The sequence below is a fragment of the Actinospica durhamensis genome (assembly GCF_018139695.1).
Classification (GTDB): domain Bacteria; phylum Actinomycetota; class Actinomycetes; order Streptomycetales; family Catenulisporaceae; genus Actinospica; species Actinospica durhamensis.
On sequence record NZ_JAGSOG010000268.1, the window covers coordinates 1 to 11,739 of the forward strand.

Genomic DNA, 11,739 nt, shown 5'->3' on the forward strand with positions numbered 1-11,739 from the left:
CACTGGGGCGCCGGGGTCGGGAGTGCAGGATTTTGATCAGTGGGGATGCGCTGGCGGATCGGGCGCTCGGCACCGGGGATGTCCGCAGGACACCAGGAATCGGATGGACCGCGGGGGCCGCGCAGTGGGCGGGGTTCCGGCGGCCTGTGTAGAAAGTAAGGAATCGATGACTCAGCCGTCGTACTCGGACCCGTGGTCCACGCCGGGGCAGGGCCCGCAGGACGCGCAGCCGGGCGACCAGGGCATACCGCAGGCGCCGCCCATTCCCGAAGGCTACGGCTACGGGTCCCAGCAGGGGATCTACGCGCCGCAGGGCATGTACGTGGACCAGAAGTCGGGGCTGGTGCTGCCGGAGGGCGTGGAGCTCGCCAGCGTCGGGCGACGGATCGGCGCATACTTCCTCTCGGCCGTGCTCGGTGTCGTGACCCTTGGCATCGGCTTCGTCATCTGGGGCCTGATCGCGTGGAGCAAGGGGCGTAGCCCGGCGCTGCAGGTGCTCGGCATGCGCTGCTGGAAGGTGGAGACCGGGCGGGTGGCCGGCTGGGGGACGATGGCGCTGCGCGACATCGTCGGGTACATCGCCCAGGGCATCCTGTCGGTCATCACGGGGATCATCTCGTTCGGCCTGTTCCTGGGCACCAAGAAGCGCCAGTCGCTGCCCGACCTCGTGGCCGGCACCGTCGTGCTGTACGACCCCAACAAGATCCTCGACAACTGGCAGAGCTAGTCGGCGAGTGGGGCGGGGCCGCGGGATTCTTGTGATCCCGCGGTGAAATCAAGCCGGGTCACGGGCGCGAGCCCGGTGCCCGGCTTGTCTCGTCTTCGTGGTCGGGCCGGGCTGTCTCGGCTGCGGACGGCGTGGTCGCCGGGGGCGGGCGGAGTCAGTGGACGACGTCGAAGATCTGCTTCTGCACGCCGTTGCTGTAGGCCTCGTACTCGACCAGCTTCAGCTTCTGCGCGTCCTTGTCGGCGGGGGCGAACAGGCGCTTGCCCGCGCCGAGCAGGAGCGGGAAGACGAGCAGGTGGTAGCGGTCGATCAGGCCGGCGTCGGCCAGGGCGTGGTTGAGCTCGACACTGCCGTGGACGATGATCGGGCCGCCCTCGGTCCGCTTGAGCGCGGCAACGTCGTCGAGTGAGCGCAGGATGGTGGACTCGCCCCAGTCCGAGACCAGGTCGGTGTCCTGGAGGGTGGTGGACACGATGTACTTCGGCAGGGTCTTGTACCGCGCGAACTCCTGCATGCCGGGCCACACGGGACTGAAGATCTCGTAGCTGACGCGGCCCATCATGAGCGCCGTGGACTCCTCCTGCTCCTGTCCCTTGATGGCATATGCCTCGGGCACGAACTCGACCTCCTTGAAGGTCCAGCCGGAGTTGCGATAGCCGGGTTCGCCGCCGGGCGCCTCCACGACGCCGTCGAGCGAGATGAACGCGGTGCTGATCAGAGTGCGCATGAGACGGGGGTCACTTCCTCGAGTGGGCTCTGCCGGTGCCCTTCCAGAATGTGACCGACAAATATTTTTGTCAAGACGAGTGGAGTTGTCGGCGCGTCGGCCGGGTTCGTCGGCGCCATACGGGCCCGCCGGTGAGCTCACCGGCGCGGGGACTCGCGGGCAGGTTGCAAATCGGTCGTAAATCGTTGTCATCGCGTGACGGGTTGTTCGCCGGGAGTCGCGGAGCGCGTCGGTAGGATCCCGCAGTCCGACCGCAACGGACGGCCATAGGTGCGCGTCCTATAGTTCGATGATCAGGCAAGTTCAGGAGGGGACGCGGTGAGCGGCGAATCTTCGCAGAGCGGCTGGAGCAGCTGGTTCGGACAGGATGGCGAGCCGAACGAGGATGCGGGGGCCGAGCCGACTTCCACACAGGGGTCCGTCACGCAGGAGTCGGTTGCGCAGGTGCCCGTGACGCGGGAATCCGTCACGCAGGAGCCCGCAACGCAGGAGCCAGCCACGCCGGAGCCCGTGACGCAGCAGCCCGTGGGGGGTGCGGAACGCGCGTCGGTGTGGGAGCCGAGGGCCGCGTTCGAGGCGACGACCGTGATGAAGCCGGAGCCCGAGCCCAAGCCCAAGCCCGAACCAGCGCCGGAGCAGGAGCCGGAACCGGCCCCTTCGGTGGTGCCGGAGCCGCGGCGTGAGCTGGCGGAGGCGGAGCCGTGGCGGGCCGAGGCTGCGCCCGAGGCTGAGCCGGACGCGGCGGGTGGCGACGAGGCCGGGCAGGACGGGGAGAACGACGCGACGGTGATGGTGGCGTCGGTGCTGGCGGCGCTGTCGGATGCGACCACGCGGATTGCGGCCAGGAGTGACGCGGCCGGGGGCGACGTCGGCGAGGGCGATGCCGACCGGGACGATGCGACCGGGGCTGAGGCGGACGCGGCGCAGCGGGTGTCCGCGGCGACGCCTGCCGCGCCGATCAAGACGGAGCCGCCGGAGCCGTCCGTGTGGAGCGCGCCGCCGGTTCCGCTGGCGGAGCAGGAGACTGCGCTGGTGCGGCCGGTGCGGCTGGAGCCGGATCCGCTGCCGACCCAGCGGGTGTCGGACGCGCCGGTGCCGCCGCTGCCTGCGGGTGCGGACCTGCCGACGCAGATCGTGCCGGACGCGATTCCGACGCAGCAGGCCGAGGCGGCGTGGCCGAAGCCTTCGGACCCGGCTCAGCTGTGGGGCGCGCCACGCGAGCCGCGGACGCCGTTTCCGCCGCACCCGGCGGCGCAGCAGCAAGCCGCATACGCCGCCGCGGCGACCCCTCCGGCCGAGCCGACCACTCCGTACGCGGCCGCTGGCGGGAACAAGTGGAACGGCTGGGACGAGGACAAGGACGAGAGCGCGGCGGACGACGCGGCGCGGCGGCGGGTGAGTCCGCCTCCTGCGATCGGCGGCCACGGGCATGCCGACACCTCGCAGAGCCGGCGCGGGAACACGAAGCTCATCGCGGCGGGCAGTATCGGCGGCATCGTCGCGCTCGGCCTGGTGCTGCTGCTGGTGTTCAACCTGAGCTCCGGCGGCGGTGCCTCGGCGGCGAAGCCGAGCGGTTTCCAGCCGACGGCCACCGCTCCGGCGGACGCGGCGAAGGAGACCGCCGCGGCGTTCCTGGCGGATTGGCAGAGCGGGAACCTGCAGCAGGCTGCTGCGATGACCGACGATTCGGCGTCGGCGCTCACCGCGCTGACCGCCTACAAGAAGGACTTGAACCTCGCCGGGCTGCAGCTCGCGGCGCAGAGTTCGACGGCTGAGACCTTGGATCTCGCGACGCAGGCGGCAACGCCGGCCTCGGGTGCCACGGCGGCTCAGGCCACTGCGACGCAGGCTCCGGCCGGGACGGTGGCGTTCTCGGTGGAGGCGACGGTGGGGCTGCCTGCGACCACCGGGGCGAGCGCCTCGGCGTCGGCGTCCGCCTCGGATTCGGCGTCCGCGTCCCCGAGCGATTCGGCTTCGGGCGGCACGACGGGCGCGACCGGCACGAGCGCCACCACGGCCGCCCCGACGACCGCGAGCTGGACCTACACCTCGCACCTGACGGCGTACGAGAGCAACGGCGGCTGGTGGATCCAGTGGGCGCCCGGCCTGGTGGCGCCGAACCTGACGGCCACCACCAAGGTCGTCAGCGTGGCGATTCCGGCGCAGGCGGACGACGTGACGGACTCCTCCGGCAACAGCCTGACCGACGCGGCGGACCCGGGTCTGCGCAACATCGCGGCCGCGCTCAAGAAGAACGCGTCCTCGGGACAGGGCACGCCGGGCGTAGAGATCGAGCTGCAGAACGCCGACGGCACCGTCGTGGCGGGCTCGACCGACAAGCTCAGCTCGCCGGTGAACACGAGCATGCTCAAGACGACGATCGACTCGCAGGTCGAGCAGGCCGCGATGCAGGCGGTGTCGCTGAACTCGGACAGTTCCATGGTCGTGCTCCAGCCCTCCACCGGGGACATCCTGGCGGTGGCGAACAACGACGGGGGCAACGACTACGCGCTCACCGCGCGGATCGCGCCGGGTTCGACCAACAAGATCATCACCTCCACCGCGCTGATGACCTCGGGGCTGGTCACCTCGACCTCGCAGCCGGTGGAGTGCAAGAAGACCCTCACGATCAACGGCGTGAACTTCGGCAACTCGCAGGGTGAGAGCCTGCCGGCCGGGACGCCGTTCTTGGAGGACTTCGCAGACTCCTGCAACAACGCGTTCGCCTCGTGGTACAGCACGATCGGCTCCACCACGCTGGCCCAGACGGCGCAGAAGTACTACGGGCTCAACGAGCAGTGGGACATCGGGCTCGGCGCGGCCGGGCCGTACTACGACATCCCGGCCAGCACCTCGAACGGCGAACTGGCGATGGAGCTGTTCGGCCAGGGACAGCTCGAGGCCGCGCCGCTGGCGATGGCTTCGGTGGCCGCGACCGTGGACACCGGCACGTTCAAGCAGCCGGTCGTGGTGCCGGGGGCGACGCAGCTGACCGCCACGCCGCTGCCGAGCAGCGTGAAGCAGAACCTGTGGACGATGATGCACGCGGTCACGCAGACCGGCGGCACGGCGGCCGGGGTCTACTCCGGGGTGCACGACGAGGTGTACGGCAAGACCGGCACCGCGGATCAGGACGCGACGACCACGCAGAAGCCGAACAGCTGGATGGTGGTGTTCGATCCGACCAAGGACATCGCGATCGCCTGCGTCGTGCTCAACGCCGGATTCGGTGCCTCCTTTGCCGGACCGGAGACCGCCTCCGTGCTCGAGGCGCTGCAGTAGAGGCGCTGCAGTAAAGGCGGGAGCGGCAGCGGCTGCGGGAGCGCCGCGGGCTTGGCCGACGCATCGTCCGGGGATACCGTGAGGACGATGAGAACCCTGTCATCGATGGTCGCGGTCCGTTAGGATCGCGGCCATCGGGTGCAGTGGGTGGCGAAGCGAACAGGGGGCGCAGCCATGAACGTTCTGGACGACCTCGGAGGGGCGGTCGACGACCTCGGCAAGGCGGCTACGGACACGGTCTCCGATGTCGGGAATGTCGCGGAATCCGGGCTGAGCGCCGTCGGCAACGTGGCCGAGTCGGGGATCAACGCGGTGGGGAACGTCGCCGAGTCGGGGATCAACACCATCGACAGCGCGGCGAAATCGGGGCTCGGGGCGGTCGAATCCGGTATCAACACCATCGGCGACGTCGCGGCCACGCAGCTCAAGGACGTCGGCAACTTCGCCGAGTCGGGCATCAAGGACGTCGGCGACGCGGCCAAGGCAGGGCTCGGCGCCATCGACCAGGGCATCAACACCATCGGGAACGTCGCGGCCACCGGACTCACGGACGTCGGCAACTTCGCCGAATCCGGGATCAAGGAGGTCGGCGACGCGGCCAAGGCGGGACTCGGCGCGGTCGAGCAGGGCGTCAACGCGATCGGGAACGTCGCGGCCACCGGACTCACGGACGTCGCGCACGCGGCCGAATCGGGACTCAGCACACTGGGTAACGCGGCGGAGTCCGGCCTCAGTGCGCTGGGCAACGCGGCAGAGTCGGGGCTCAGCACACTGGGCAACGCTGCGGAGTCGGGGCTGAGCGCGCTGGGCAACGCCGCCGAATCGGGGTTCAGCGCGATCGGGAACGCGGCGGTCGGGGCGTTCAAGGACGTCGGCAGCTTCCTGAGCGGGCTCGGGTCCGACGTGTCCGGCCTGTTCAGCAGCCTGTTCGGGGCGATCGGGGAGCCGGAGCAGATCGCGCAGCAGCTGCGGGCGATGGCCAAGCAGGTCGGCGAACTCGGGCAGAAGCTGCAGCAGGACGCGCAGCAGGCGTCCTGGCAGGGTGAGGCCGCGGACGCGTTCCGGTCGCACACCGCGCAGCTGTCCTCGCAGTTCACGCAGATCGCGTCGGATCTCAACCACGCCGCGGATCTCGCGGCCATGATGATCTGAGCAGGGGGAGGACATGTCAGACACCTTCGACGTCGACGTGCAGCAGATCCAGCAGGTGGCGAAGGACTGGACCACCGAGACCGACGCGATGGAGAAGCTGCCGGGGCAGCTGTCCACCATCGAGGGGCACCTGAGTTCGCTGCTCGAGCACTCGTTCCTGCAGGATTTGTTCAACCCGGTGGCCGAAGTGGTGCAGACCGGGATCTGGTTTGCCCTGCGCGATTCGCTGAACAAGGCCTCGGGCGAACTCGGCAAGCTGGTGCAGCAGTTGCAGGCGGACTCACAACTGCTCACCCGCTGCTCGATCGAGTACCAGATCGCGGACGACGCGGCGGCCAACAACATCACCAACATCCAGTCCGCGCTCAGCTCCAACGCGCCCGGGTCCACCCAGATCAGGGCCCTGCTGAACCAGCTCAGCGGAAGCGACCAGAGCACCGCGGAGCAGGCGGCGCAGGGCTTGGTCGGGGCCACGAGCGGGAGTGGCGGCGGCACGATGCAGCCCGGGGGCGGCGGCGGGCCGGTGCAGCGGACCGGTGGCGGGACCGACGGATCCGTGAGCGAGCCGGGTAGCGGAAGCAGCAGTGGCAGCGGCAGTACGGGCACCAGCGGTACGGGTAGCAGCGGCGGATCGGGATCAGGGTCCGGCTCGGGTTCCGGCTCTGGGTCGGGATCAGGATCGGGCTCCGGCAGCACCGTCACCAGCGGCACCGGCACGGGCGGCGGATCCGGATCCGGGTCGGGTAGCGGCGGCGGGTCCACCGGCACGAGCGGCGGCGGCACCGGATCAAGCGGATCCACCGGCAGTGGCAGCACCGGCACCACCACCAGCGGCGTCACCAACACCACCGGCGGCGACTGGAAGACCACTGGGAACTGGGACGGGTGGGTCGGCTCGGGCGACCACGACGGGCCGCGTACCGGGCAGGGCATGCAGACCAAGCTGCCCGACTACGGCAAGCTCTCCACGGACCGCCGGCAGATCATGCAGAACATGGTGGCGCGGGTCGACCACAAGGTCGGCTACAGCCAGTCCGCCGACACCGACGGGTACCGCGACGACTGCTCCGGCAGCGTGTCCGCGGCCTGGGGGCTGGGCAAGCCGGGCGAGACCTGCTCGGGGCTGATGTCCTCCTCGGTCTCGCACTCGATCACCAAGGACCAGCTCGAGCCGGGAGACGCGCTGATCGCGCAGGACCACGTGGTGCTCTTCGGCGGCTGGGCCGACAAGGAGCACACTCAGTACTACGCGCTCGAGGACAACGGGTCGCAGGGTTCGGTCGCGCACGTCATCCCGTATCCGTACTACTCGGAGAACGGCTCGACGCCGGGCGGGACGTACGAGCCGTACCGGAAGAACGGCGTGTCCTGAGCGACGCTCGATCAGGAGGCTGCGTCCGCCGGCTCAGGCCGCCGAGCGGCACAGCAGCACCAGGGCCCGGTCGTCGTTGACCGACCGGGCCACGGTGTCGATGATCCGGGCCGCACCGTCCGCGAATCCCCTGGTCTGCAGGCCCTGGGCGGCGCCGAGCAGCCGGTCGAGGCCGACGGCGAGGTCCTTGCCCGGACGCTCGACCAGGCCGTCGGTGAACAGCAGCAGCGCGTCGCCGGGGACGAGGCGGCCGCGGGTGGGGCGGTAGACCACTTCGGGCAGCACGCCGAGCACCGGGCCCGGGGTCTCGCACAGCTCCCACTCGCCCGCGCCCGCGTTCAGCCGGGCGATCGGGGGGTGTCCCGCGCTGTAGCAGTCGAACTCGCCGGAACGCAGGTCCAGCACCAGGTGCACGGCGGTGGCGAAGCCCTCCTCCCAGCCCTGGCGCAGCAGATAGCGGTTGGCCGAGGCCAGGAACTCCCCCGCCGGGACGGAACCGAGCAGGCCGCCGAACGCCCCGGACAGCAGCAACGCCCGGGCGCCGGCCTCGAGGCCCTTGCCGGAGACGTCCACCAGGCCGAGTTGCAGCACACTGCCGTGGTCCGAGCGGGCCGCGATGACGAAGTCGCCGCCGAAGGACTGGCCGTCCGCGGACTTCAGGGCGAGGTCGACGTTCCAGCCGTCCGGCATCAGCGGCACCCGGCCCTGGGCCTGCAACCGCTCGCGCAGATCGAAGAGCATGGATTCGCCGCGGGTGCCGCGCACGCCGAGCCGGACACGTTCGCGCGACATCACCAGCACCACCAGCGCGGTGGTGCCGACCAGCAGCACGGTGCCGGGGTCGGGGCGGGGCGGGCGCATCGCGGCGGAGTCGGCCAGCACGACCACGGCGGCGGCCGAGAGCAGCACGAGTTGCGCGGTGAAGCGCAGGGTGAAACCGCCGAGCAGCAGCGGCAGGGTGACCATCGAGGTCTGGATCCACGGGGTGTGCAGGTGCGCGAGCACGCCCAGCAGGGCGGTGAGCGCGAGCAGCGCCGGCAGTACGAAGGCCTCGGCCGGCAGCAGCCGGTGCCGGATCCAGTGGGTGGTCGAGGCCCAACGGCGGCTGCGGCGGCGGGCCGCGTCACGAGCGGCCGCCGCACACCGGTCCAACGCCGCGGTGGTCGCCATCATGGACGGTGACCTTACCGACCTGGCCAGGTCACCGTCATCCGCCGTCGGACGAAACGGGCCGTCGGCCGGACAGCTGTCACCCGCAGGAGTGAGTAATACGCCCGGAACGCCCCGGCGCCGGATGACGGGGTCCGCGGCGCCGGGGAACGGACGGATCGGGGCCCTACTCGGCCGTGGGCAGCTCGCCGGTGGCCTCGAAGTCGGTCAGCATGGCGATCCGGCGCTTGTGCCGCGGGTCCTGGCTGAACGGGGTGGCGACGAAGAGCTCGACGAAGGAGGTGGCCTCCTCGACGCTGTGCATCCGGGCGCCGACGCTGATCACGTTGGCGTCGTTGTGCTCGCGCGCCAGCGTCGCGGTCTGCTCGCTCCACACCAGGGCCGCGCGCACGCCCGGCACCTTGTTCGCGGCGATGACCTCGCCGTTGCCCGAGCCGCCGATCACGATGCCGAGCGAGCCCTCCTCGTCCGCGGCGCTCTTGGCGGCCAGCATGACGAACGGGGGGTAGTCGTCGGTGGCGACGTACTCGTGCGGCCCGCAGTCCACCGGCTCGTGGCCCAGCGCCTTCAGCCGGTCGACCAGATGGTTCTTCAGCTCGAAGCCGGCGTGGTCCGAGCCCAGGTAGATACGCATGCGGCTAGTGTCCCACGGGACGGCGCCCGGCCAGCTTCCAGGCACCCGGCAGCAGGCCCGCGGCGAGCAGGATCTTCAGCGCGTCGCCGAGCAGGAACACGGTCAGGCCGTAGTGCAGCGCGTCGGCGGCGGACAGGTGCGCGGCATGGGCCAGGTAGGGCACGCCGCAGGCGTAGATGACGAGGTTGCCGAGCACCATGGTCAGCGCGGTGCGCCAGGGCGAGCGGTCCGCGCCGCGTTCGGCCAGTCGGCCTACCAGCGCGCCGGCCAGGACGAACCCGGCCAGGTAGCCGAGCGTGGCCAGGTGGATCGAGCCGGTGCTCGCGCCGGCGAACCAGGGCACGCCGACGAAGCCGGCCAGCAGGTACAGCGCCATCGAGGCGGCCGCGCGCCGGGCGCCGAGGGCCGCGCCGACCAGCAGCACGCCGAAGGTCTGCCCGGTGACCGGGACCGGCGAGCCGTGCACCGGTATCGAGATCTGGGCGGACAGGCCGGTCAGCGCGGCGCCGCCGAGCACGAGGGCGACCTCGCGGGCGCGCGAGCCGCGCAGCACCGGGATGAGGTCGGACAGCACGAGCTTCTCGCCGCGCGGGTGGAGGACGGCCGTGGTCGCCATGGGGCACTCCTTCATTTCTCCTGCAGGTGGTTCTCCTCGACGCTATCGGGCGGTCCCGGGCGCCCGAGGTGCCGGGTTGTGACAAAAACTCGCGCCGGACCTTGCCGGTCCCGGCTCACAGCGGACTCCCAGCGAACTCCCAACTGCGGCACAGTGGGGGCGGGCAGGCTGACGGCGCAGGGCGCGCCGGGGTCGCGGCACGAGGGGAGTCGACGGGATGAGCGAGGCGAGGGCCGAGGCCAGGATCCTGGTCGTGGACGACGAGGCGGCCATCACCGACCTGGTCGGTCTCGCGCTGCGGTACGAGGGCTTCGAAGTGGCGAGCGCGGCGACCGGGCGCGCGGCATTGGCCGCGGCGGCCGACTTCGCGCCGGATCTGCTGGTGCTCGACGTGATGCTGCCGGACTGCACCGGGCTCGACGTGTGCGCGCGGCTGCGGGCCCAGGGCCTGCGGGTGCCCGTGGTGTTCCTCACGGCGCGGGACGCGACCGAGGACAAGATCACGGGGCTGACGGCGGGCGGGGACGACTACGTCACCAAGCCCTTCTCGCTGGACGAGCTGATCGCCCGGATCCGCGCGGTGCTGCGGCGTACCCGGCCGGACACGCAGGAGTCCCGACTCGGCTTCGCGGACCTGGTCATCGACGAGGACGCGCACGAGGCCCGGCGCGGCGGCGAGCCGATGGACCTGACCCCGACCGAGTTCAAGCTGCTGCGCTTCCTGACCGTGAACGCCGGGCGGGTGATGTCGAAGGCGCAGATACTCGACCACGTCTGGCAGTACGACTTCGGCGGCGGGGACAACGTGGTCGAGACGTACATCTCGTATCTGCGCAAGAAGGTGGACCGGGACCGGGTTCCGCTGATCCACACGGTGCGCGGCGTCGGCTACTCGCTGCGGCTGCCGCGCGATCCGCGCCTCGGCGACGAGCAGACGGCCCGTTAGGCGGTGGGGTGTCCGCGAGTGTTCCGGCGACTGAAGCCGCGCCCGGTCTCGCTGCGCGCCCGGCTGCTGCGCACGGTGCTGCTGCGGCTGGTCCTGGCGTTGACCATGGCCGACGCGGCGACCTCGTGGGCCGTGCACAATCTGCTGCTCGGGGACCTCGACGACCAGCTCTCGGCCACGGCGGTGCTGGCCGACCAGTACGTGATCGCGCAGCACGCCGCGCATCAGGCCCCTCAGTTGAGCGGGACCACCAGCGACCAGTGGTCGAAGATCGCGGGCCAGGGGCTGCTGCCGGAACTGCTGCTGATGCGGCTTTCCGACGGCACGACGCAGTCGATCGGGGCCGGGCCGAGCATCCCGCCGACGATGGTGCCGGGCACCAGGGGAGACGGGCCGGACGCGGACGGCGCGAGGTTCTACACCGCCTCGATGCCCAGCGGCGGATCGACGCTGACCTTCCGGATCCGGGTGAGCTACCTGCCCGACGAGGAGGGCACCCTGGTCCTGGCGAGCTCGGAGCAGGCGGTGTCGCACACGATGGCGCGCATCGGCGAGATCGAGGTGGTCACCTGGCTCATCGCGCTGGTCACGGTCGGTCTGATGACCAGTCGCCGGATCCGCCGTCAGCTGCGGCCGTTCGAGCAGATGGGCGACACGATCGTGGCGATCGGCAGCGGCGACCTGGACACCCGCGTCTCGCCGGCCGATCCGCGCAGCGAGCTCGGGCGGGTCGGGTACTCGGTGAATCTGATGCTCACTCGGCTCGAACACGCCTTCAAGGAGCAGCGCGGCTCGGAGAACCGGCTGCGGCGGTTCATCGCGGACGCCTCCCACGAACTGCGTACCCCGCTCGCCTCGATCCGGGGCTACGCGGAGCTGTTCCGGCGCGGCGCTGCCTCGCGCCCGGAGGATCTGGCGCTGGCGATGCGGCGGATCGAGTCCGAGGCGACACGGATGGGCGTGCTGGTGGACGAACTGCTGCTGTTGGCCCGGCTGGACTCGGGCCGGCCGCTGGAGCGCACCGTGCTGGACCTGACCGCGCTGATCGCCGACGCCGCGCGCGACTCGATGGCGGCGGACGCGAGGTGGCCGGTGGAGGCGGCGGGCGGGGAG

The 11,739-nt window shown here is 71.0% G+C and carries 10 protein-coding genes; 6 read left to right on the plus strand and 4 right to left on the minus strand.

Annotated elements, in window-relative coordinates:
* Positions 1–166: 166 nt before the first annotated feature.
* A complete protein-coding gene (locus KDL01_RS33380; protein ID WP_212532677.1) occupies positions 167–727 on the plus strand; it encodes an RDD family protein in 561 nt (186 codons plus the stop codon).
* 154 nt (positions 728–881) lie between these two features.
* On the opposite strand, the gene KDL01_RS33385 is transcribed toward KDL01_RS33380, so the two are convergent.
* Complete coding sequence (locus KDL01_RS33385; protein ID WP_212532678.1) at positions 882–1,454, minus strand: dihydrofolate reductase family protein; 573 nt, start codon at positions 1,452–1,454, stop codon at positions 882–884.
* 510 nt (positions 1,455–1,964) lie between these two features.
* Here KDL01_RS33385 and KDL01_RS45595 point away from each other — a divergent pair.
* The 3 genes from KDL01_RS45595 to KDL01_RS33400 all read left to right on the plus strand — a co-directional run bounded on the left by KDL01_RS45595 (position 1,965) and on the right by KDL01_RS33400 (position 7,260).
* Positions 1,965–4,736 carry a penicillin-binding transpeptidase domain-containing protein gene (locus KDL01_RS45595; RefSeq protein WP_212532679.1) on the plus strand — a complete coding sequence of 924 codons (2,772 nt, stop codon included), beginning with the start codon at positions 1,965–1,967 and terminating at the stop codon, positions 4,734–4,736.
* 174 nt (positions 4,737–4,910) lie between these two features.
* Complete coding sequence (locus tag KDL01_RS33395) at positions 4,911–5,888, plus strand: WXG100 family type VII secretion target (RefSeq protein ID WP_212532680.1); 978 nt, start codon at positions 4,911–4,913, stop codon at positions 5,886–5,888.
* A 13-nt stretch (positions 5,889–5,901) separates the two neighbouring features.
* Positions 5,902–7,260 (plus strand): hypothetical protein, encoded by a 1,359-nt coding sequence (locus KDL01_RS33400; protein WP_212532681.1) that lies wholly within the window; start codon positions 5,902–5,904, stop codon positions 7,258–7,260.
* A 33-nt stretch (positions 7,261–7,293) separates the two neighbouring features.
* Here KDL01_RS33400 and KDL01_RS33405 read toward each other — a convergent pair whose 3' ends face one another.
* The 3 genes from KDL01_RS33405 to KDL01_RS33415 form a co-directional block, all read right to left on the minus strand.
* The gene (locus tag KDL01_RS33405; protein ID WP_212532682.1) at positions 7,294–8,433 is read right to left on the minus strand and encodes a PP2C family protein-serine/threonine phosphatase; all 1,140 of its coding nucleotides are present in this window, start codon (positions 8,431–8,433) and stop codon (positions 7,294–7,296) included.
* A 163-nt stretch (positions 8,434–8,596) separates the two neighbouring features.
* The gene (locus tag KDL01_RS33410; RefSeq protein ID WP_212532683.1) at positions 8,597–9,064 is read right to left on the minus strand and encodes a ribose-5-phosphate isomerase; all 468 of its coding nucleotides are present in this window, start codon (positions 9,062–9,064) and stop codon (positions 8,597–8,599) included.
* Between the two features lie 4 nt (positions 9,065–9,068).
* Complete coding sequence (locus tag KDL01_RS33415) at positions 9,069–9,680, minus strand: biotin transporter BioY (protein WP_212532684.1); 612 nt, start codon at positions 9,678–9,680, stop codon at positions 9,069–9,071.
* Between the two features lie 217 nt (positions 9,681–9,897).
* On the opposite strand from KDL01_RS33415, the gene KDL01_RS33420 reads away from it, so the two are divergent.
* Positions 9,898–10,626, plus strand: coding sequence for a response regulator transcription factor (locus KDL01_RS33420; protein WP_212532685.1), 729 nt, complete (start codon positions 9,898–9,900; stop codon positions 10,624–10,626).
* An 18-nt stretch (positions 10,627–10,644) separates the two neighbouring features.
* Positions 10,645–11,739: sensor histidine kinase (locus KDL01_RS45600; RefSeq protein ID WP_212532686.1), on the plus strand; the 1,095-nt coding region annotated here is incomplete at its 3' end.